Raw genomic sequence first — 23,139 nt, 5'->3', positions numbered from 1 at the left:
CTATTTCCCTGAAAAAACATTGCGGCTTAACAAAAGCTTTATTTTTTAAATAAGGTTGCACGAATTTGCAACCTGCTCTGATAATTTGAAGTTGAACTTGAGGTTCGATTTAGTTTTTCTTTACGTAGAAATAAATTATTAGCTGGCTGAAATAGGCTAAACTCATCCGTGAAGAAACCAATCATTCAAAACATACTCTAATAATTGTTACGTTTTCAATTCCAACTCTCCAAAACTCCTTCCAGCATTTCTATTGATTATTTTCGATTTCTTCTTTTTGCTTTTTTCCCTTCACTTTCCTGGGCAGCCAAAAGATAAACCAGGGAAGCGGTTCCATCCATAGTGGGTTCGTTCGTGGAATAATCACCAAAATCATCGTGGTACACCACCAGGTCACTCTGAAAGGCCGCGTACTCATCGGGATTGTACAGTTGAATGCCGAGAAGATTTTTAAAAATCTGACCGTAAACCGGACCATCAATCAAGCCGCCATCAGTGGGATAATTTTTTAAATGGGTTAAGGACGAATGCGGATCTACGGGCGTATCGCCTTTAGCCGGCAAGCCGTACACCATGGAAGTTCCCCAGGGATTTAGCCCCAAAAGCCAGTCAATATTAGCTTGTTCCAATTCTAAAAATTGAGCGTCGTTGGTTAAATTCCGGTACCAATAACATTGCAGCGCAAAAGAAGTAGTTAAATTATTGCTGCACCAAATAAAGGGTACTCCCCGGTAAAAAGCATTGTGCTGCGCTTTTGCCCACACCCGGTTAATGCCTTGTTGGTAATACCCGATTACAGTTTTTTGGGAATTTTCTGGAAGCCGACTAGCTAATTCATAATGCCCTAGGTTAATAAACGGATAGTATTGGTAATGCTTAGCCGTATCGGTGCCCAACCAGGGCGTAATAGGTTCTTGCTTCGCGTAATTGAAGGCATCTTCTAAACGGTTTTGCCAGGTAGCGGCCAGTTCCATATCATCTACCCAATTATCTTCGGCGTAAATGTAGGGTGCCTTAACGGAAGCCGTTTGGGTAACTCCTGGTTTCTTTAAAGCAAAAGCATAAGCCGATACAGATTTTTGGTTTAAAAGCTGACTATAAACCTGATCTTTTTGCTGGAAAACTTGAGCGCCGAGAGCAAAAGCGCCCGAAAATTTAGCCGCGGTAGAAGAAGTACCGGTGGTATTATTTAAAAATTTTCCTCTTTGCTGCGGCTCGCCGTTAATAAAATAAACCGGACGTTCGTAGCCCCTCCCATAAGCACTATCTTCTTTCGGGAGGCGCATGCCAGAATGGTCGCGATCGTCGGCAATCTGGTTAAACATCCAATCAGCTTTAGGATGCATTTTCAAGAGCCAATCCAAACCCCACCGGGCTTCGTCGACAATATCCGCTTGTTTATTTTTACCTTTTAAGCCGTTGGCTAAATAATGATCGGTAAATACCGGCGCAAAATCGCGGTATGCTAAGAGCAAATGGTAGGTAGCGTTGGCCGAAGTAGCGGCATACTGTAAATAATCGCTGGCATCGTGCCAGCCGCCTACTACATCTACGTGGGTGCTGTCCGACATGGGACCATATAAGGTATAACCATCGTGGGTATGGCAACTATCCTGCAAAAAGGGATTAAAACCGGAACGTTGCTGCCGCATATAACGCAAACAAAAATCAGCGGTGCCTTTATATACGTCTTTGTTGATCTTAAATGCCGGAGAGCGGGCTTGATTCACTCGTAAATAATACCGGCCCGTTTTATTAAAATCAGAGAAGGAAAGCCGATACGTTTGCGAAAAAGGTCCATAGGCGCCAAAAGCTTTACCAGCGGCACCCCGGTAAACTACTTTATTCGTGCGAGCATTTACCAGTTCAAATTCATTAATTTCCTGGTTTTGCTTAGAACACCATACGGCTACTTTAACGCCTTCCGGCAAATAACCCAACTGATTAATCCGGATCCAGGTTTGCTCTTCCGCCTGGGCAGTCGTTACATTTATCAGAAAAATTGAGAGGAAAAAAAGAATAAAATAAAGTCTTTTCTGTACCGGCGAGTTCATGGGTGTTTTTTGGGTGAAGCACCAATCTAAAAAATAAAGCAAATACTGGTAGTATTCAATCTGAATTTTTGTTTCATATCTTCCTCCCTGAACTCTAGTAATATAAGCTGGCGCGAGCACGCCTCGCTCGTGCCTAACCGTTTGGTAGGCCTCTGGCCGGGCGAGCGCAAAAGTCTATTTGTAAAACTTCAGAGCATGTTTCTACCGGCCAGTGGCAAATTCCGCAGTATTTCGGGGAGGCCAGACGATATTTCTCACGAGCAAAGACGCTCGCGATATATTTAAAACTTAGCAACTTTGAATGGTGAACTTCACTTGATTAATCCTATTTATAAACAGGTTCAATATTATAATGGATACTTTTGTTAAGTTTCAAGAAATTAAAACTTATTCAATTACTAGTTCACCTTAGTAACTTAAAGTCGAAAAAAGAACTAATTTACTCTAACGTAAAAACCGGTAGGTCCATTTAATTAAGAAAATATTGCGCGACTGTTCGGCAAAAGCATTGTTCCATAAACTATTAGCCAAGGGAGTATTTAAATCGGCGTCCGCATCCGGCGTATTACCCTGCGACCAAACCAGGTATAATTCGGAACCGGCCCGGTATTCCCAGCGAGCCACTAGATTAGAGCGAAACTGCACAAAATTAAAATCCGGTTTACTGAAACTATAATCCGGGGTTCCGTCTTTATCTTCGTCTACCTGGTATTCATCGTCCTTAAAACTCATCTGGCTTCTATCCAAAACCTGAAAACGATCATCGTACTGGCGGGCCAATGGATTAGAAACATAGGCAAAGTTGTCGTAAATCGGGCGAGTAATGTAGGGCTGTCCGTAATATTGCAAGGTTAAATCTGGAGTAATGTTGTAACTGATGCGGCCGGTAAAACGCAGGGTTTTCTGGGCTACTTGCCCCACAATGGTGCGATTGAGGTTATGAAAGGTTACATCGCTCACGTACTGGTCTTGCCGGCGCCAGTTATACGAGTAGCTGCCGCTTAAACTTATGCGCAAGGCATTTATGGGTTGAAAAGTAGTGGTTAAATCTATATTATTTCCTTTCACTGTATTGCCAAATCCCCAGAAATTAAAAGTTTCTAAAACAGTGTAGAATTTTTTACGGGTGTCGGAAACTACGTAAAAGAAGTTGCCTAAACCAGGCGGGCGACGAATGGAGGAAGCTCCTCGCAGGGCGTTATTGGATATATCAAAAGTATTCCAGGTTAAACCCATACCCGTTTGCCAGTAATTTTTAAAGGTAGCGTGCGAATTAAAATTAAAAGCCTGATAAATAAACTTACCCCCATAATCCCAGCGAGCCCAATGGTTATAATTTAAACGGGCACTCCGGAAAATAGAAAACGGTTTTTGATAATGAAGCCCCGCCCAGGTAAAATGATTAATTTCGTTGGCGGTAAGCATAAATCCAATATCATTTAGTTCCAGACCGGGCGAGCGCAAGGTTACGCCGGTTTCAAATCTTAATACCTGGCCCATTTTACCCGTTTTACCGCCAATTTTACCAAACCGGAAAGTACCTCCCGTGCCCGCCAGGGAAGTGCGGTTACTATCTACGGCTACTTCGCGGGCATTGGGTCGTTGGAATACATGCTCGAAGCTGGTCTGGGTATTTAAGATGGCTTCTTTGGTGCCTTGTACCTCACTAAAAACCACGTTACCCCGGATGTACCAAGTGCGGTTTTTCCAATAATGCAGAAAGTCCAGTCCGCCGGAATAAGCATTGCGGTGCAGTTGGTCGCTCAAGCCTTTTTCGCGGTTCACTCCGGTTATAATTCCGCCGATAACGGTATTGCCGGCTTTAAAGTCTTTCTGCAAACGCCCGACAAAATAATGAGTGAGCGGCTCTACCAACTCCTCTCTTCTTTGCCCGTCGTGGTCGATGGTGGCAATTTCCCGTTGCGTAACACTTTCCAGAATGCCAATGCTCAAGCCTTTCTTCGTTTTACCACTGAATTTAAGTGCTCCCAGTATAGAAGTATTTTGCGGCGATTTCAGGTATTCGCCGTCGTTCAATTCCGGGTTGCCGTGCGGGGAGCTGCCAATGCGGCGAGAATAAAATAACAAATCGCTGTCGTAATCGCCGCCGGCCTCGGAACCGGTTAGCTGGTAATCAAAAATGTTGCGACTTTCAATAAAAAATGGCCGACGCTCCTCAAAAAAATTCTGAAATCCATCAATCCGAACTTGGGAAGGATCGGCTTCTACCTGGCCAAAATCGGGATTTACCGTAAAATCTAAAATTAAATCGTTGGTAATGGCAAATTTGCCGTCTAATCCAATATTTATTTTCGATTCGGAGCCTTTCGCAAATGGGTTGCCAGCTTCCTTTTTATACTGGTCAGTTTGGGCCGTAACGTAGGGAGCAATTTCTACCTGCCGGTGCGTGGGGATATCTTTTATGCCGTGCAGTTCACCGAAAGCACTTACCCAAACGCCCGAATTTTGCGGAATATATTGCCAGGTAGACCGTTCTTCTTTCCGGAACAATCGCCGGGTAATCTGAAATCCCCATACTTTTTCGGGTTCGTTGCCGTATCGCAACTGGCTTAACGGAATTTTAGCCTCCCCGGTCCATCCTTCGGCATCTACCTGGGCTTTGGCAAACCAAATCGGATTCCAGTTCGTGTCCCAGTTATTGCCGTTGTTGGAAATAAACTCATCGCCTCGCACTCCCGAAACCGACAAAGAAAAGGAAAAAGCCGTCCGCTGATCGTGGTAACTATCAATATTTATTTCTACCCAATCCCCGGGAAACTCGTCGCGCCGGCCCATGCGTTTAATTATAGAATCGGGTGCGGTATCGAAGCAGCGGTAAGCGATGTAGAGGAATTTGGTATCGTATAAAATTTTAAAATTTGTTTTTTGCGAAGGAGCTTTCCCTCCGTTTGGTTGGTATTGGGTAAAATCACCGCCCCATTCTACTGTGTTCCAGACTTCTTCGTTAGGAGCGCCATCTAAGATAATATTTCCGGTAAGCAGTTTGGTAAAATATTGCTTTTTCACCTGAACGGAATCCAGGGTTGCCGCGGAAAGAAAGTGAGTAAAAACTACAAGCAAAAGAAAAAGCAACCAGGCTCTTTTCATAAAATCAGAGGTAAAAATTATTTAAGGTATGAGTAGAAAAAAGGAAATCGTAATGTTAGAGTGCGACCGTCAAAGCATCTCCGGGGTAAACACCCTATGAAAAATTTAGCCTATATTCCGGTAAAACTCAAATAATTTAAAGGAATATGTAAGTTAACTTCACTTAATCCGGAAAGTAACAGAACCTTCAAAAATATTTTTTACTTTATTACTCTGCTATTCTTATAGTATTTAAGAACAGGCATTAAGCCACTATGCGGTTACAGGCACCTACCAATGAAAGATGTTCCCAGAGTCAATCATTCATTCAATTAAATTCAGAAGATGAGATAAGGTAATGGCTATTTTAAAATCCAATTAGAGTTCCTCTCTAACAAAGACGACCAACCTATAAAAACCTTACAGCCCAATAGAAATATTTTGGTACTTTTTACTAACGTCTAAAAAATAATGAGCCAAGTTTAAGAAAATAGACAAGAAAGAAGATGCTGCAACCAATATTAATTAATTGCAGGAAGAGTGCGGCAAATTGAGGCAATAAGGAGAAGTGCGGAATAGCTGAAGAAAATAGATTTATTGTGCCTTGGGCTAAGTCATCAGGAGTTTATACCCAAGCTGGTATTATTTGCAAGACTAAAAAATTCGAAATAAAAGGAGATACTTTGGTAAAAAATCTAAACTGAAAGACTTACCATTCGGCGGCTTACCAGAACTGGTTAGAGCGAAGCCAAAAGAAAAGCCGCTACAGCGATTTAAAACGTTGCTGTAGCGGCTCTAAACATTCAAATTCCGATGTAACTTAACAAATCCCATTTACCTCGCAACTTGGCCCGTCGGTACTAATAGGTTTTAGTTCGGGCGCTATTTGCTCGAAAACCCGCAGGAAAGTTTCAGCGGGTTGGGCGCCGCTTACTAAATACTGATCGTTCATAATAAAAGCCGGCACTCCGGAAATACCCACTTGCTGCGCCCAACTTTCCAAGCTTTTTACTTCTTTTTTGCCTTCATCCGTTGCAAAGAAGTTTTCTAATTTTTCAGCTGGTATTCCGTGCTGCCGACCAATTAGAGTTAGTACTGCGGGGTCGTTCACGTTTTCGCCGTGCGTAAAGTTTGCCGCGAATAAAGCCTTAGCTACCGCTACCTGCACGCCATATTGACCGGCCAGCCAGATTAGCCGGTGCCCATTAAAAGTATTATGCACTTTATCTGCCTTCTCGAAATTAAAAACAATTCCTTCGGCTTTGCCGGCTTCGGTTAATTGCTTACTCGAAGCGTGCAAGCGCGGTAAAGCTTCGGAACCGTAATGCCGGATAAAGTATTCTTGTTTGTCTTCGCCTTCCGGCGCCGCATTCGGGTTCAACTCAAAAGGTTTAAAAGTAATTTCGGCAACGTACTGGTCGTTGGTTTGGGTTAATGCCTGTTGTAAACGAGCTTCGCCTAAATAGCACCAAGGGCAGTTTATATCGGATATTATATCTATTTTGATTTTTGATTTAGCCATTATTTTATAAAATATTCAGGTAAAATACTGCTTTAATTTAATAGAAAAACCAAAATTAAGCAGTTAAAGTTTTAAACCTGGCTTAACCGGTATCACAATCTGCCATTCTGGTACAAGCACCGCTTTTTGTAGGATGGATAAATTCCGGATGCGCGGTAAGCTGTACATTTTATTATTCATTCAAGTTTATAATGTACCCTGCTCCGGTTAGTAATTTATTCACGCATAAAGACAATAGGGAAAAAATACGCTTGGTATTTACTATCTTCCGGCTAATCCAAATAAAACCGTTAACCATTAATATGACTCAAAATCAACGACCGGTCACTGGAGTTAAAACCCTAGAGGAATTTTTAGCCGGTAAATCGGTCCATACCGTGGAGTTGTTTCATTATTTTGTGCAACAATACTTATTACTATGCCCCATAGCCTTGCGGCCGGCTAAAACCATGATTGGCATTGCTACCCCGCGCAAGCGCATTGCTTATATTACGCAGTTAGGCCGAAATTTTATTCACGTGTATTTTCCGTTTGCGCAGCCTTACCCGGATAATCTATGTTTTCAAAAAATTGCCCAGGTACCCGGCGACGACAAACAGTTTAATCACCATTTACGCCTGTACGATAAAGAAGATTTGAACGAGGAAGTACGGGAGTTTATGTTGCTGGCTTACCAATTGGGTTGTTGAGGGATAGGTTTTACGATTTCGAAATTCTTTACTTAATTAATATTTTTTTAAAGTATGATCAAAATTGTGATACGCCCCAATTTTAGATTTATATAAGCATTAATTTTCGACCAATGCAACGAAGAACTCAAGGTCATGTCATAAATCTGCATCTTTAAATTTTTTATTTTCACTTTCATTTTCTTCTGTATCATTTCTGGATATTTTAGAATCTTTTATTGAGGAATTGGATTCTAATATGTCGCTTTCATTTAGAAGTAATTCGGCTTCTTTATACTTCTTTAATAATCCAAGTACTGATAAATTCCCATGAAGGTATTCAAGCTTTGAAGTTTCTAATATTCGGTAAGATCTAATATATCTAGCTGTTCTACGTTGAGGGTTTGCAAAACCCAATATTCCAAAACATATAGTTGAAATAATGGAAAATACAGGAGCAAAATTAAAATGAATTTGATACTTATTACTATCAACTAATTTCAAAAAATCAGCTGTAGCCAAAGCAGACATTGTCAAGCCTAAAATACCTATTATCCAATATGTGTTAGCCCAAAGCATGGAAAGTTTAAGCCATAAATCGAGCTTTTGTTGAAGCTTAATAATTAGATCATCATCAATATTCTTATGCATCAAATAAGTATTATTTGTAATTCTTTATATTGTATTAATATAATTAATATAATTAAATAAACAGCCTCATCAATTAAACTAAATTTACAATATATAACTTACTTCATTCAATTCAAAAATGACACTTGAAAGAGTTTAGAGATAATTTATGAACTAAATTATTACCTAAATTTATAAATAAAGCACTTTAGTGTTCATTAATTCAACTTGGAAATAAAGTTAGTAGATTTGAAATAATTTTTAATTATAGTTTAAACAAGATATGATTGGTAATTTATGAAAATTCAATTATAAGGCAAACTAAGGAGAAAATTAATATTCCTGCAATAATAGTGTAAGCAAGTTTAGGATTTGTTTCTTTGATCTGGTTTAAATAAATTTTTAAAAAGAATGCACCAATAGCAATTAAAACAAAAATTATGATTTGAAAAAATGGAGAACCACTAAATCCCAATTCTGCTGCACCTGTCGCTACTTTTAATGCATCATTTTCTATAGTACCGAGTATAATATTTTTTTTAAATACTTCTCAAGCAATATACATAAATTTTAAAATTTTCAAAAAAACAAGGTAAGTTCTATGTAATGAAAAATTGAAAGAGCAAAATAAAATTGTGGAGTTATAAATCGTGTTTTTCATATAAAATAGTTAGACTCTGACAACCTATCTAAAAAAGGCTTTCATTTTTCTGGTGCATCTTTGTAAAAATGAAAGCCAATAATATGAAAGTAGTTATTATCGGGGGCGGAATTGCGGGTCTTACTACCGCTATTTCCTTGCAACAAGCAGGTGTTTCCTGTGCTATTTACGAAGCCGCCCCGGCAATTAAACCCCTGGGAGCCGGCTTGACGCTGGCGGCCAACGCCATGAAAGCTCTGGCAAAATTAGGTTTAGCGGAAGAAGTCCTGGCCCAAGGAAATGTATTAACGGCCTTCAACATTCTGGATGAGAAAGGAAAAATTATAACCCAAACCAATAGCTCCGTATTCCGGGCCCAATACGGGGCCGATAACATTGCCATTCACCGGGCTAATTTACACCAGGTTTTACTTTCCCGTATTGCGCCGGATACCTTATACCTGAACAAACAACTGGTACGATTGGAAAAACAGAACTCCGGATTGCTGCTGCATTTTAGCGACGGCAGTACTACCAAAACGGATTATTTACTTGCCGCCGATGGCATTCATTCGGCCGTTAGAAAAATTATCCTGCCGGAAGCTACTCCCCGGTACGCGGGCTATACTTGCTGGCGGGCAGTAGTAGATATGCCAAATGTAGTCCAAACCGAGGCTATTGAAACCTGGGGCCAAGCGGGCCGTTTTGGGATGGTACCGGTAGCACCGAACAAAATTTACTATTTTGCCTGTATTTCCGCTCCGCAACCTGATTCTGCATTTAAAAACTTTACCGTAACCGATTTAGTCCAGCAGTTTAAAGAGTATCATCGTCCTATTCCGGAAATATGGCGGCAATCGCATAACGAACAATTAATCTGGAACGACATTTACGACCTAAAACCTTTGCCCCAATTAGCCTTTGGCACTATTTTACTTTTGGGCGATGCCGGACATGCTACTACGCCCAATCTGGGTCAGGGAGCTTGCCAGGCCATTGAAGATGCGGTAATTCTGGCCAATTTATGGAGAAATAATAACCGGGTAGAAGATACTTTTCTTCAGTTCGAAAAAATGCGCCTGCCTCGAACGCATTTTGTAACCACCCAATCCCGGCGAGCAGGCCAAATAGCTCAAATCCAGAATCCATTCACTGCTAAAATCCGCAACTTGGTATTAAGGGCACTACCCGCCCGTTTTCTGGAGAAAAACTTGAAAAAACTACTGGATGTACAATTCTAAGAGTTAAAAAATTAGAAATTATGAATTAGAAATGAATAAGGAAGTGAAATACTTTTTCATATACTTTCTGATTAAAACTTTTTAAAAAATCTAATTTGGGCTAGCGTTTTAGCTTGATCTGAATTTCTGACTTCTAATTTAATTTTTCAAATTAATAATACAGTGGAAGCCTTCAATATCAGAAAAATATTTCTATTATTATGTCAGATTAACATTTTACAAAATTTCACTCTTTTAACCATAATTTTTAAATGTTATGCATTACGTAAACAAACTGGTATGCGTGGGGCTTTTGGCAGTTTCGTTTCTGTCGGAAGGCTTAGCACAAACAAAAATCAAATCTTCGGGTAGTTCAGCTTTAAATCAGGTAAAAACGGCTAACGGCTTGCTCGAAGGCACCACGGAGAAAAGCGGCATTCAAGCTTTTAAAGGAGTGCCTTTTGCGGCTCCCCCGGTAGGTGAGCTCCGTTGGCGGGAACCCCAACCGGTAAAAAACTGGACGGGAGTTCGACCAGCCAAGCAGTTCGGTCCTCGCGCCATGCAATTAGCATTATTTGGCGACATGAATTTCCGGTCGAACGGCATGAACGAAGATTGTTTGTACTTGAACGTGTGGACCCCGGCTAAAACCGGAAAAGAAAAATTACCCGTGTTGGTTTACTTTTACGGCGGTGGCTTTGTGGCCGGCGATGGTTCGGAACCACGCTACGATGGCGAAAGCATGGCTCAGCGCGGTATTGTAGCCGTTACGGTAAATTATCGCCTCGGTATTTTTGGTTTTATGGCGCATCCGGAGTTAACGAAAGAATCGCCGAATAAAGCCTCCGGTAATTACGGTCTCCTGGACCAAAGTGCCGCTTTAAAATGGGTAAAACAAAATATTGCCGCTTTCGGCGGGGACCCCGCCAAAGTTACCATAGCCGGCGAGTCGGCTGGTTCGTTTGCCGTGAGTGCGCAAATGGCTTCTCCATTGTCTAAAAACTTATTTGCCGGAGCCATTGGCGAAAGTGGTTCTTTGTTGTCGTTGCAACCTACGGTAGCGCTTGCGAAGGGCGAGGAAACGGGTGTAACTTTCGCCACCAGCATTGGCGCTACTTCCTTGGCTGCTTTACGCGCTATGCCCGCAGAACAACTCTTGGAAGCAACCGGCAAACCGGGTACACCCCGCTTTTCGGTTGTAACCGATGGTTATTTCTTCCCGAAATCACCTAAAGAAATTTTTATGGCCGGTGAACAAGCCCACGTACCCTTACTAGCCGGCTGGAATTCCGAAGAATCGGGTTACCGCGCTATTTTAGGACAAGAAGCTCCTACTCCCGAAAATTACAAGAAAGCCGTCGAAAAATTGTACACTGACCGGGCGAGCGAAGTGTTACAGGCCTATCCGGCTACAACGGAAGAAGAAGTATTAGATGCGGCTACTAATTTAGCCGGCGACCGGTTTATTGGGTACAGCACCTGGAAGTGGATTGATGTACACAGCCAAACCGGCGGCAAACCGGTTTACCGTTACTTATATCTTCGTCCCCGCCCCGAAATGACGCCTGAAATGGGCAATGCCGTGGCGGGTTTAGCGGGAGGCGTTATTAAAAATCCGGATGCATCCGTTAAAAAAGCCCCACCTGCCCGCGGTGCCGTACATTCAGCGGAGATTGAATATGCCATGGGCAACCTGGCTACCAATAAAGTGTACGCTTGGACTCCGGATGACTACAAAGTATCGGCGACCATGCAAAGCTATTTCGCTAATTTTATTAAAACTGGCAACCCTAACGGCAAAGGTCTGCCTAGCTGGCCCGCTTTAAAAACAGGCAGTCCCGCCCAAGTAATGCACCTGGACGTAAATACCCGCGTGGAAACTGATAAAAATGGAGAGCGTTACCTTTTACTCGAAAAACTATCGGCTAAATAGTTGTAAAGCAAAAAGAAGTTCATTTTAATAAAAAGGGAGAAGATGCTTGAACATCCTCTCCCTTTTTAATTTTCCTGGCTTTCGTTGAGTATTTTGCGCAGCTTCATAAACGTATTATAAGGACCAGTAACCACGGTAGCGTTTACCAGCCAGGTAGGAATGGCACCGCCCGGATTGATACTAAAAGTGTAGGTAATTTTAAGTTTGTTGCCGGGCAAAGGAAAAATATCCCAGGTAGCTTCGGAAAAAGGAATCCGGATAAAATCTTTATTTACTGGTACGTACTCGGGCAAACTTTTTACCTCAACATACAAATGACCGGCTTTAGTAATGGGATAAATTATTGTTTCCGCTACTAAATCCCGGTCCGCCACGGGCCAGGGCATGTCCGTTTCCGTAAGGTAGATGTAATTATTTTCGTTTTTCTTTTTAATCAGGCTCGCTTTAGCGGTGGCATACACCCAATCCGGATGATGGGGTACATCCCGTAATATTTTTAATAATTGGCTAGTCGTACCCGGCAATTCGCATTCCACTTTAATTTGTTTAAACGAAACATCCGTTAATTTTCTGGAATAAATGGCGATACCATTTTCATTCCGGCGCAATTCCCAATTTCCCTGGTCCGAGTCGTTAATAAAACTAAGAACCCAGACAGAGATAAATATCAAAAAAGTCATACGGAAGAATTGCTTTTTACTTTATAAATTAATCAAGGTAAAAAGCTACTAAAAAATAAGCGTACTTGCAATTAATGCCTGAATACAAGATAAATTATTGCCCCGAAAGTGAGTTTTATTCCTGATATTTAAAGGAAATTTCATATTTTAGTATTTAGTAGTTTACTTTTGCCGGTTGTTTATAATAAAACAAGGCCCACAAAAAATCGTAAGAGGCACGCATGAGTTATCGTTCATCTCTACCCCGCTCCGTTCAGGTTATTCGTTACGTTACCCCTTTGCGCGAAGGAGGCTCTTTGCCGGCCATTGTGGAAGCCGACGATGAGTTTTTGTACGTTCTTAAGTTCCGGGGAGCCGGCCAGGGAGTAAAAGCTTTGATTGCGGAACTGGTCGCCGGCGAAATAGCCCGTACCTTGGGTTTGCGGGTACCGGAAATTGTATTTGCCCAGCTCGACGAAGCTTTTGGCCGCTCCGAACCCGACGAAGAAATTCAGGACTTGCTGCGCGCCAGCGAAGGATTAAACTTGGGTCTTCATTACCTGGCCGGAGCCATCACCTTTGATCCGTTGGTAAATAGCGTGGAGGGTAAACTAGCTTCGCAGATTGTTTGGCTAGATTGTTTGGTTACCAATGTTGACCGCACCGTCCGCAACCCTAATATGCTTATCTGGCACAAAGATTTGTGGCTGATTGATCACGGGGCGGCCCTTTACTTTCATCATGCGGGGCTAAATTGGGAAGAGCAGAGCCGCCGGCCTTTTGCTCCAGTGAAAGACCACGTGTTGTTGCGCCAAGCTACCGAACTCGCCACCGTCGATGCCGACTTTCGGGCGCTTTTAAGTCCCGCTCGCATCGAGGAAATTGTAGCCTATATTCCGGACCAATGGCTTATAAGCGAATCTTCTTCTGAATCAGTGGAGGAAACTCGTCAGGTTTACGCCCAGTTTTTAAATACCCGGATTGCCCATTCAGAAATTTTTGTGGAAGAAGCGCAGCATGCCAGAAAAGCACTTATTTGAATACGCCGTTCTACGCGTGGTACCCCGCGTGGAACGCGAAGAATTTTTAAATGTCGGCGTTATTTTGTATTGTCCGGCGCAAGGATTTTTGCAAACTATATTTGAATTGAACGAAGATCGGTTAAAAGCTTTTTCCGACCACATAGATATTGCCGAACTAACAGCGCGCCTACGCGCCTTTGAGCGGGTTTGCGCCGGAAAATCCGAAGGAGGCAGTATCGGGCAATTACCCCTTGCGGGACGTTTCCGCTGGCTCACGGCTACCCGCAGTACCGTGGTTCAAACCTCAAAAGTTCATTCCGGCTTATGCGTAAATGCTCAAGAAACGCTACTTCGTTTACACGCGCAATTAGTTTTGTAACTGAGAGAAATACGCTATCATTAGGATAAGCTTTTACTTTAAAACTCGAACCAGATTGGTATAACCCGTTTGCGGTTTGTAGCACAGCCGTTTTGCTTCTATTTATTTATTATATCTTCTCTAAAACATTTATACCAATCGCCGGAATGAATTTCCTAATAACTGCGGATTTAACCGGTAGTTTTTAAAAACAAGATTGTTATTGTTAAAACTTCACAAAATTCAGGATTGACGTATTTTATTAGAAGTTTCATTAAAAATTTGATTTTAAAGGTGAAATTAACGTTTACTAACAGCTACCAGAGTTGGATTGGCTCACAAGCGTTTGTAATAAAAAATGATCTGAATTGTAAGAATGGAAAGTTTAAGCTCTAAAATATATAAGAACGAATTTGTAAACACTTTTCCGGGGGACGAAAGCGGCAACCTGAAACCCCGCCAAACGCCCGGAATGCTGTATAGTAAAGCAATACCTACCCCGGTACGAAACCCGAAATTACTCGCTTGGTCCGAGGATCTGGCCCGGGAACTGGAAATTCAAGAACCTTCCGAAGAAGACGTGAATATTTTGGGCGGAAACCGGGTTACCGAATCCATGTACCCGTACGCCGCCTGTTACGCCGGACACCAATTTGGTAACTGGGCCGGTCAACTAGGCGATGGCCGGGCCATTACCTTGGGCGAGTGGTCAACTACGGCGGATAAGTCCTGGGAGCTTCAGTTAAAAGGCGCCGGTCCAACTGCTTATTCGCGGCGGGCCGACGGACGGGCCGTATTACGTTCTTCGGTGCGGGAATATTTAATGAGCGAAGCCATGTATTACCTGGGCGTTCCCACAACCCGGGCTTTAAGTTTAATTTCTACCGGCGACAAAGTAATGCGCGATATGTTTTATAACGGCAATCCGGAGTACGAGCCAGGCGCCATTGTCATGCGAATAGCACCCAGCTTTTTACGTTTCGGGAATTTTGAAATGCTGGCGGCGCGTCAGGAAATAGATAATCTGCAAAAACTGGTTGATTGGACCATCACGCGATTTTACCCGCATATTACCGGCTCCGATAAAGTAATAAACTGGTATAAAGAAGTGGTAGAACGAACCGCTCGCTTAATGGTAGAATGGCAGCGGGTAGGCTTTGTGCACGGCGTGATGAATACCGATAATATGTCTATTCTAGGTTTAACAATTGACTACGGACCTTTTTCGTTTGTCGATAACTACGATTTGCGGTTTACGCCCAATACCACCGATTTACCGGGCCGACGCTACGCTTTTGGTAAGCAATCGAGTATTGCTTACTGGAATCTGGGCTGCCTGGCTAGCGCCTTGGCTCCTTTATTTCCGGACACCGACCAATTAGTAGCGGCTTTGGAAACCTTCGAACCCATTTATTTTCAACACTATTATGCCATGATGGGCAATAAACTCGGGCTTGACGAAATAAAACCCGGAGACCAAGAGCTGATTAATGAATGGCAATAAACTCTGGCGCAGATTAAACCGGACATGACCATCTTTTACCAGTTACTAATTGATTTGCCACTCGAGTTAAACGAAGAGCCGGAAGTTATAGGCCATTTTGCAGAAAGTTTTTACCAGGAACTAAATGCCGAAAAAAGCGAAATGCTCTTCCGTTTACTAAAGAAATACTCCGAACGTTTACAGGCAAATTCTATTAACCGAGCAGAATCCAATGCCCGCATGCGCGCCCATAACCCGCGGTTTATTCTACGGAATTACTTACTGCACCAAGCTATTCAAGAATTAGAACAAGGCGAAAATCAATTATTTACAAAACTGCAAGCGGCTATAAAGGAACCTTACTCCCGTAGTTTCGACGAATTTTTTGTTAAAAGACCCGATTGGGCCAGTCAGAAAGCCGGTTGTTCTATGCTGTCGTGCAGTTCCTAGATTGAAAACACAGAAACTTTAACGGATTTTTAATTTAAAATCAGATAAAATCTTGACAGGAGTAGTTTTCAACTACTCCTTTCTAATTGCCTTTACAATCTAGTACCGACAAACAGCCCTCCTAGCCAGATACACTTTTAGAAATAGATTCAATAGCAGACTTTCAAATTTACCCGTACTAAATCATTTCATTAAATCCTCATTTTCTGAAGTAAAAAGCAAAATAAACCGTAACTATCAACCCTAGCTATTTAGTGCCAGGCAAGTAAATTTGAAAACCAACGTTAACGTTTATACCGGTTAAGTTAGAGGTATTTAAAATAGCATCGTTGTTACCGGTTTCATCATAACTAACCAATAATTCCAAACCAACTTGTTCGGTAATGTATCGCGTCACCCCTAATCCTATTCCGTAAGTAAAAGTATTGGCGTAATCGTTAAAATCGCCCGTATCGCTATTAAAATTATAACGCTGGTACCCGATGCGGCCTTCTACAAAAAATTGAGTGGGCATGGAGCCAAAATACCCCCGTACAAATGGGCTTAACCCAAAGCTACTGGTAGTAGAACCCGAATAAGAATATAAAGCTAAGGGCAAAATAGCGCCAAAAGCCAAATTATTAGCGGCAAATACACCAAAGCGCGGCGACAGCATTAACAAAGTACCTTTATTTTTGGTACCCAGGTGTAAATTACCCGTACCGCCCACCAGCCAATTTCCCTGGTACGTTTGCGCTTGGCCGGATAAGAACAGAAATAAAACAAAGCAAACAGTTACAAAAGGTTTTTTCATGATTTTAAATAATTTGGTGGAATGTCGTAATGGCAGTACGTTACAACAATCTTTTTTATCAGAAAACCTCCCAATAATCCATCGCAAGGAAAGCGAGTATTTAGCCACTCATAATAAACCGAAAACCAGGTATTTACATAATATTATATACGGCTTTAAAGAGGAAATAATCTGTAATTCATTAATTTAGCAAAGCAACAATGGTAAAAAAGCATGCTCACGCTTCAAAACTTCGAAACACAGGTAAGTCCCGCCATCTTGCAACGGGGAAAACAATATTACAGCGATAAAGCCATTACCTGGCTGGAAGAAATAGAAGAAAACAAATGGCAGGCCGAAGTAGAAGGTACGGCGATCTACCAGGTGAACATTACGCTTATAAACCAATCCGAAATAAGGAACTACCGCTGCGATTGCCCCTACGATGGTAATACTTGCAAACATGCGGTAGCCGTATTTTTTGCTTTACTGGCCGAGATAAAAAAACCGAACCGGGAACCGTTTCGCGCCAAAGCGAAAAAAGATATTTTCCAAAGTTTACTGCAAAGTATTAAACTAGCCGAGTTTCAGGAGTTTATTCGCCGGTATGCCGCTAAAGATAAAAATTTTAAAACGGAGTTTGAATTATATTTTGCCGCCAAAGACAGCCGGATTGATGTAGCTCAGAAGTACGAAGATTTAATTCAGAAACTTATCCGCAAACACAGTGACCACGGCTTTATTGATTACCGGGCGGCAAATAGCTTAGCCAAAGAAGTAAATAAATTACTGGAAAATAGCCAGGATTTTATCCAACAACGAAATTTCCGGGATGCTTTTATGCTAGCCACCGTGGTATTAAAAGCCATGCTGAAAGTGGCCACCGAATCGGATGATTCGAGCGGCAACCTTGGGGGAACCATTGCCCACGCGATTGAACTCCTGGAAACCATTAGTACCAGCGCCGCGGCTCGTGAGTTGAAAGAGCAAGTATTTCTTTTCTTACAAGAAGAACTTAGCCATAAAGTATATTTCAATTACGGCGATTATGGTTACAACCTGATGGAAGTATTTCAAAATCTGGCCATTGAACTGAATAAAACCGCGGTATATTTAAATTTTATCGACGCGCAACTTCCCCGATTGAACGGCTTTTACGATAATTTCCGCAAAGATTATTTTCAGCAGCAAAAAATTGCATTCTTAAAGGCTATCGGCCAAGCAAAGGAGGCCGAAGAACTTATTCAGCAAAACTTAACCATTGTAGAAGTACGGCAGGGAGAAGTAGAGAAAGCTATCGCGAAAAAAGATTATAAAGCGGCCAAAATACTAATTGCCGATGGTATTGCCCTGGCCGAAAGTAAGAACCATCCGGGCACCGTAGCGGCGTGGCAAAAAGAACTATTGCGGATAGCCGTTTCAGAAAAAAATTTGGCGGCTATCCGGCACTTCACCCGGCATTTCGCTTATAATCGGGGTTTTGACATCACCTATTACAAACAATGGAAAGAAACTTTCCGCACCACGGAATGGCCCGTTGTCATTGAGAAGTATATTCAGGAAACCACTGCGCAACTAATGCCGAAATGGGAAAGTAATAAAGGAAACTACTGGAATTCAAAGCATCCGCCTTTGCTGCACTACCTAGGCCCGGTTTTTATTCAGGAGCAGTATTGGGACCGGCTATTAGCGCTGGTACAACGCGAGCAGGATCTAAAAACCACCTTGAAGTACCATAGCTACCTGGCCCCCCGCTACCCCGCCGAGTTATTAGAAATATACCTGCCCGCTTTCGAACAATACGGCCAGCAAGCCAATGGCCGGGGAGAATACACCGATCTGACCGCTAAAATGAAAAAAGTCATGCAAGACATACCCGCCGGTAAAGAAAGAATTCAAAATATAGCTCGTAACTTGAGAGAACAATTTCCGCGGCGCCCGGCCATGCTGGAAGAATTAAACAAAATATTAAAATAACGGCTATGCTGACAAAAGAAGAAATGCAGCGAATGATTGACGAGGAAATAATAATGGATGGCTACGACGATTTAGAGGTAAGTATGGGTTGGTATGACTTTATGGAAGAGAACCTGAAATTCCCTTTTGTTACTGTACCTTTAGAAAAACGAGATGGCAACACCGAAAATAAAGTAGCAAAAATAACCGGCCTGATAAGCGAGGAAGTAGGCTTTATTAATCGTGATTTTTACTTGGAAATGGAGAGCGGTGATGATGTATATTCTATTGTCTACTCCCAATTAAACCTCGTAAAAGCTTCGCCTGAAACTAAAGAAGCGATTAAAATTGGGGAATATTGGTTAGGAAAATAGTAGGCGCTGCTCCACTATTTGATTAATTTTAAAATTGTACTGTTTTAATTATTTCTCGCGATTCTAAATAACCGTTTGTTCTGGATAGTAGTAGCTTTTCGCTTTTATATTTTATATACAGATTTGGGTATTTTAAAGTATTTTCTCTGGTTGAGCGCACCAGGACTTTGAAAGTAGTATAGAATCTTCTTAAAATTGATTTCTGTTTTAAGTACTTCGACGAAAATAGTTTTGGCTACCTTTTAAAGTAGCTTACTAATTACCAAATAATGATTAGTCGAGCAACGAACAACTGATAACGAACAACTACTTATATCTAAATACATAAGTTCCTCTTAATTTATGCCGGATGAAAAAAATCTACTTGTTTTTCTTTTTACTGCTAATACTTGTACCAAATTGCTTCGCGGTAATAGAGGCCGATTCGACGGGGCAGCGCAAAAAATTAAGTTTAACTCCTTTTCCGGCTTTGTTTTCTACTCCTGAAACGGGGATTGGGTACGGAGCCTTGGTAGTACCCGTATATAACTTTGGCTCTGATTCACTTACCCGCAGTTCGAACGGCCAGTTACTCGCCTATTACACCCAGAAAAAACAAGCCTCGGTTCAGCTGACGTATAACATTTACACCAACCACGAACGCTATAATATTACGGGTGCGGCTAATTATTACGACTGGCCCATTTTGTACTATGGCATTGGCAATTCGAATACTCTCACCGATTCTTCGCTGGTAACCTACAAACTATTTTTGTTCCAGAACCGGGTGCTTAAAAAACTAAAAAACTTTTTATTTGTGGGTGGCCAATACCAGCTTACCCGCATCAATAACGTGCAATTTAAAAATCCAGCGAGTAAAATTCAGGAGCGGGATGCCGCCGAACTGGATGGAAGTATTACGTCGGGTTTCGGGCCGGCATTTTTATTCGACAGCCGCGATAATCCTTTAAATACTGTTCGGGGTTGGTACGCCGAAGCGGGTACTTTTATTAATCACAAAGGTTTGGGCAGCGAGTTTAATTTTACCCGCTTTATCCTGGATGTTCGTCGTTTTCTGCCGCTCTCCAGCAAACAAGTTTTGGCATTTCAGGGAGTAGGAAAATTTAGCACGGGCCACGTCCCTTTCCGAGAAATGGCCTTATTAGGCGGCGGACGAACCATGCGGGGCTTTTACGAAGGCCGGTTCCGCGACCGGCAATTACTCGCTTTGCAAAGCGAATACCGGCAACAGGTATTTTCGCGGGTGGGCTTTGTAATGTTTGGCGGCATTGGAGAAGTAGGTAACAGCGGCCGCGACTTTAGTTTTGGACAACTTAAACAAGCGGTTGGCGCCGGACTGCGGTTAATGCTCAATCGTAAGCAGCGCCTGAACATCCGGATTGATTACGCCGTAGGCAGTGACAAAGCAAAAGGTTTGTATTTTGACATCGGCGAAGCTTTTTAACGATAATACCCGAGTAAATTTCCGGAAAGTTCTAGCGGTAAACAGATCTATATTTCTGTTTTAGCTCAAAACCTGCTTAGCGTTTTAGATTATAAAATATCTTGGAGAAAATAGCTTTAAGTTCAATAATGAATTTAAGACTGCACGGTTATTCTATTCCTTTGCTTTTGTTCATTCTACTTTCTTTAAAGTTTAAGCCATTAAGTTCTAGAAATACTGCTTTCGCGAGCGTCCCGCTCGTGAAGAGTATTTGGGAGGTCTCCAACCGGGTGAACCAAATAGTCCATTTTAGCGCAGCGGTCAGCTTATTTCCTCCAGCCGGTTGCAAATCCCGGTGTATTTCGGGGAAGACGGACGATGCGCCACGCGCGCGGGAGACACTCGCATTAGACCAGCTTTCAACCTTGAAACGAAATGGCCCTCCCTCCTCAGGGGAACATTTTACAAATTTTGCGAAGGTACTAACTGGTATAAATGGTATTTTTGCTAAGCTCCCTAACCAGATCACCTATACGCAGGTTTTTTGCAAGGTACATAGGCAAAAAAAATGGAAAAATTTTTAGTATAAAATGCCAGCTCGATTTACAACAAATTTTCAGCCGGTCCTTTCTTATTATTTCATCAAAAACTATCTTATCCGTAAAATAACCCTCATGAACAGAAGACTTTTCCTTAAAAATACCTCGCTGGCCGGTTTCATTTTACCCACTATTCTGGTAAGTTCTTGTCAATCAAGTTCTACTCAAAATAAATCTGCGGCTAAATCCTCTGATTCCGAAGCGGATGATTTTGAATTGAACGAAGTAACCATTGCCGACTTACAGCAGAAAATGAAAGATGGCACGTACACTTCCCGGACAATTACCCAAATGTATTTAGACCGGATTAAAGCCATTGACCAGGCCGGCCCGCATCTAAGATCCGTAATAGAAGTAAACCCCGATGCTTTAACTTTGGCGGATGCCCTGGACCAGGAACGAAAAGCGGGCAAAGTAAGAGGCCCTTTGCACGGCATTCCGGTTTTAATAAAAGACAACATCGACACTGCCGATAAAATGGCCACCTCGGCGGGTTCCATTGCTCTGGCCGAAAACCACGCAACGAAGGACGCTTTTGTGGCCGCTCGCTTGCGCGAAGCCGGAGCCGTAATTTTAGGAAAAACAAATTTAAGTGAATGGGCTAATTTCCGGTCTACTCGTTCGGCGAGTGGTTGGAGCAGTCGGGGCGGCCAAACCAAGAACCCGTACGTATTGGATCGTAGCCCCTGCGGTTCCAGTTCCGGTTCGGGGGTAGCGGTAGCGGCTAATTTATGCGCGGTAGCGGTAGGTACCGAAACCGACGGTTCTATTGTTTGCCCGGCGGCCATAAACAGTGCCGTGGGCATAAAACCTACCGTAGGCTTAGTAAGCCGCTCGGGTATTATTCCTATTTCCCAAACCCAAGATACCGCGGGCCCGATTGCCCGTACCGTGCGCGATGCGGTTATTTTATTAGGGGCGCTTACCGGTTCCGATCCGGCGGACGCGGTTACTCAGGAAAGTACCGGCAAAGCACAAAAAGACTATACCCCTTTCCTGGACGCTAACGGCTTACAAGGCAAACGCATCGGGATTGAAAAATCTTTCTTGTCGGGCCACGATGACGTAACCGCTTTGTTAAAAAAAGCGATTGACGTGCTGAAAAGCAAGGGGGCTACCATAGTAGAAGTGGAAATTATAAATAAAATAGGCCAACTGGGCGCGGATGAATACAAAGTGCTGCAGTACGAATTTAAAGATGGCTTAAATAAGTACCTGGCTCAAACCAAAGGACCGGTAAAATCTTTGAAAGACTTAATAGCTTTTAATAAGCAGAACGAAGATAAAGCCATGCCTTATTTTAAACAGGAAACGCTGGAAAGCTCCGAAGCTTTAGGCGACTTGAACAATAAAGATTATAAAGAAGCGGTAACGAAAAATTTAACGGCTGCCCGCAGTATAATTCAATCGGTAATGGAGAAAAATAACTTGCAGGCTATTTCCGGACCAACTTATGGCCCATCGTGGTGCATTGATTTAATCAACGGCGATTACTCCACGGGGAATAGTTTGTCGTCGCCGGCGGCCATTTCGGGTTTCCCGCACATAACCGTGCCCATGGGCCTGGTAGATGGTTTACCCATTGGTTTGTCCTTCTTCGGAACGGCTTATTCCGAACCCGAGTTGATTAAACTAGCCTACGCCTACGAACAAGCCTCAAAAACCAGGGTAATACCCACTTTTAAGAAAACTACCAACCCGGTCTAAGCAAGCATCGTTCATTCATTTTCCGGATAACTTTGGTACAAAAGCTTTTAGCTTTTTTTAAGAATTTAACTTAAATTTTTAGCTCAGAATTTTTGAATAATTAAACTGATCTTCTACATTTGCACCACTAACCAAAATGGCCCGTTCGTCTAGGGGTTAGGACCTCAGATTTTCATTCTGGTAACAGGGGTTCGATTCCCCTACGGGCTACTCAAGGGGACAAATTAGTTTTACTACTAGTTTGTCCTTTTTTTATTGGGTTGTTTCCGGCGGATAAACAAGAAATTAATTAGAAAATGGATTTAACTTTTCCGGTTCGCTACTGGTTGGTTTCTTTGTCGTACGCTACCCCTTCCGGAAACACTAACTTTTGCAACTTCTGCCGCCGGTTAAAATCTCCTCAAACCCACATAGCTGGTGATTCCTGGCACATTTTCAGCGAAAACTGCGCGTATTTTTCCAGGTTCAATAATCTTATTTGCTCAGGAGGTAAACTTTTCTCCATGGCGCGATTTTCGGCCTGGAGGAAGCGATTCAAAAATGAAGCAAGATGCATTTGTCTTCCTACCCCCTCCGATTTAA

At 42.4% G+C, this 23,139-nt stretch carries 18 protein-coding genes and 1 tRNA gene; 12 read left to right on the top strand and 7 right to left on the bottom strand.

Translation table 11 applies throughout. From position 1 onward, the window contains the following. Positions 1-257 precede the first annotated feature (257 nt). From AHMF7605_RS03975 to AHMF7605_RS03965, 3 genes are all read right to left on the bottom strand, one after another. Positions 258-2,054, bottom strand: coding sequence for a glycoside hydrolase family 9 protein (locus AHMF7605_RS03975; protein WP_106926660.1), 1,797 nt, complete (start codon positions 2,052-2,054; stop codon positions 258-260). Positions 2,055-2,498: 444 nt separating this feature from the next. Beyond that, a complete protein-coding gene (locus tag AHMF7605_RS03970; RefSeq protein ID WP_106926658.1) occupies positions 2,499-5,162 on the bottom strand; it encodes a DUF5916 domain-containing protein in 2,664 nt (887 codons plus the stop codon). Between the two features lie 799 nt (positions 5,163-5,961). Further along, on the bottom strand, positions 5,962-6,663 hold the full coding sequence (locus AHMF7605_RS03965) for a DsbA family oxidoreductase (protein ID WP_106926656.1): 702 nt from the start codon (positions 6,661-6,663) through the stop codon (positions 5,962-5,964). A 302-nt stretch (positions 6,664-6,965) separates the two neighbouring features. On the opposite strand from AHMF7605_RS03965, the gene AHMF7605_RS03960 reads away from it, so the two are divergent. Further along, entirely contained in the window at positions 6,966-7,352 is a 387-nt protein-coding gene (locus AHMF7605_RS03960) for a hypothetical protein (protein WP_106933336.1), read from the top strand. Between the two features lie 138 nt (positions 7,353-7,490). Here AHMF7605_RS03960 and AHMF7605_RS03955 read toward each other — a convergent pair whose 3' ends face one another. After that, on the bottom strand, positions 7,491-7,982 hold the full coding sequence (locus tag AHMF7605_RS03955) for a hypothetical protein (RefSeq protein ID WP_106926654.1): 492 nt from the start codon (positions 7,980-7,982) through the stop codon (positions 7,491-7,493). Positions 7,983-8,690: 708 nt separating this feature from the next. Between AHMF7605_RS03955 and AHMF7605_RS03945 the strand changes: the two genes are divergently transcribed. Together AHMF7605_RS03945 and AHMF7605_RS03940 are read left to right on the top strand one after the other, a co-directional pair. Continuing rightward, entirely contained in the window at positions 8,691-9,842 is a 1,152-nt protein-coding gene (locus tag AHMF7605_RS03945; protein WP_233218935.1) for an FAD-dependent oxidoreductase, read from the top strand. 256 nt (positions 9,843-10,098) lie between these two features. Continuing rightward, a complete protein-coding gene (locus tag AHMF7605_RS03940; protein ID WP_106926650.1) occupies positions 10,099-11,754 on the top strand; it encodes a carboxylesterase/lipase family protein in 1,656 nt (551 codons plus the stop codon). A gap of 65 nt (positions 11,755-11,819) precedes the next feature. Here AHMF7605_RS03940 and AHMF7605_RS03935 read toward each other — a convergent pair whose 3' ends face one another. Beyond that, positions 11,820-12,434 (bottom strand): START domain-containing protein, encoded by a 615-nt coding sequence (locus tag AHMF7605_RS03935; RefSeq protein WP_106926648.1) that lies wholly within the window; start codon positions 12,432-12,434, stop codon positions 11,820-11,822. Positions 12,435-12,655: 221 nt separating this feature from the next. Here AHMF7605_RS03935 and AHMF7605_RS03930 point away from each other — a divergent pair, with 221 nt between their 5' ends. From AHMF7605_RS03930 to AHMF7605_RS30420, 4 genes are all read left to right on the top strand, one after another. Then, a complete protein-coding gene (locus AHMF7605_RS03930) occupies positions 12,656-13,453 on the top strand; it encodes a HipA family kinase (RefSeq protein ID WP_106926646.1) in 798 nt (265 codons plus the stop codon). Next, positions 13,431-13,814 carry a DUF3037 domain-containing protein gene (locus AHMF7605_RS03925; protein WP_106926644.1) on the top strand — a complete coding sequence of 128 codons (384 nt, stop codon included), beginning with the start codon at positions 13,431-13,433 and terminating at the stop codon, positions 13,812-13,814. The genes AHMF7605_RS03930 and AHMF7605_RS03925 overlap by 23 nt, the downstream gene beginning before the upstream one ends. A gap of 355 nt (positions 13,815-14,169) precedes the next feature. After that, positions 14,170-15,297, top strand: coding sequence for a protein adenylyltransferase SelO (locus AHMF7605_RS03920; RefSeq protein ID WP_233218934.1), 1,128 nt, complete (start codon positions 14,170-14,172; stop codon positions 15,295-15,297). 24 nt (positions 15,298-15,321) lie between these two features. Further along, the gene (locus AHMF7605_RS30420; RefSeq protein WP_233218933.1) at positions 15,322-15,726 is read left to right on the top strand and encodes a hypothetical protein; all 405 of its coding nucleotides are present in this window, start codon (positions 15,322-15,324) and stop codon (positions 15,724-15,726) included. Positions 15,727-15,973: 247 nt separating this feature from the next. On the opposite strand, the gene AHMF7605_RS03915 is transcribed toward AHMF7605_RS30420, so the two are convergent. Next, entirely contained in the window at positions 15,974-16,519 is a 546-nt protein-coding gene (locus tag AHMF7605_RS03915) for a hypothetical protein (protein WP_106926642.1), read from the bottom strand. A 213-nt stretch (positions 16,520-16,732) separates the two neighbouring features. On the opposite strand from AHMF7605_RS03915, the gene AHMF7605_RS03905 reads away from it, so the two are divergent. The 5 genes from AHMF7605_RS03905 to AHMF7605_RS03880 all read left to right on the top strand — a co-directional run bounded on the left by AHMF7605_RS03905 (position 16,733) and on the right by AHMF7605_RS03880 (position 22,767). Continuing rightward, positions 16,733-18,475, top strand: a complete 1,743-nt coding sequence (locus tag AHMF7605_RS03905; RefSeq protein WP_106926638.1) for an SWIM zinc finger family protein — start codon at positions 16,733-16,735, stop codon at positions 18,473-18,475. Positions 18,476-18,480: 5 nt separating this feature from the next. Continuing rightward, the gene (locus AHMF7605_RS03900; RefSeq protein WP_106926636.1) at positions 18,481-18,828 is read left to right on the top strand and encodes a calcium-binding protein; all 348 of its coding nucleotides are present in this window, start codon (positions 18,481-18,483) and stop codon (positions 18,826-18,828) included. A gap of 349 nt (positions 18,829-19,177) precedes the next feature. Beyond that, a complete protein-coding gene (locus AHMF7605_RS03895; protein ID WP_106926634.1) occupies positions 19,178-20,272 on the top strand; it encodes a BamA/TamA family outer membrane protein in 1,095 nt (364 codons plus the stop codon). A gap of 653 nt (positions 20,273-20,925) precedes the next feature. Beyond that, on the top strand, positions 20,926-22,557 hold the full coding sequence (locus tag AHMF7605_RS03885; RefSeq protein ID WP_106926630.1) for an amidase: 1,632 nt from the start codon (positions 20,926-20,928) through the stop codon (positions 22,555-22,557). A 138-nt stretch (positions 22,558-22,695) separates the two neighbouring features. Next, positions 22,696-22,767: transfer RNA gene (locus AHMF7605_RS03880), tRNA-Glu, on the top strand. 190 nt (positions 22,768-22,957) lie between these two features. On the opposite strand, the gene AHMF7605_RS29620 is transcribed toward AHMF7605_RS03880, so the two are convergent. Continuing rightward, positions 22,958-23,095, bottom strand: coding sequence for a hypothetical protein (locus AHMF7605_RS29620; RefSeq protein WP_158267449.1), 138 nt, complete (start codon positions 23,093-23,095; stop codon positions 22,958-22,960). Between the last annotated feature and the right edge of the window lie 44 nt (positions 23,096-23,139).

The organism is Adhaeribacter arboris, assembly GCF_003023845.1.
GTDB classification, from domain to species: Bacteria; Bacteroidota; Bacteroidia; order Cytophagales; family Hymenobacteraceae; genus Adhaeribacter; species Adhaeribacter arboris.
This window is presented reverse-complemented; position numbering and strand designations above follow the sequence as displayed.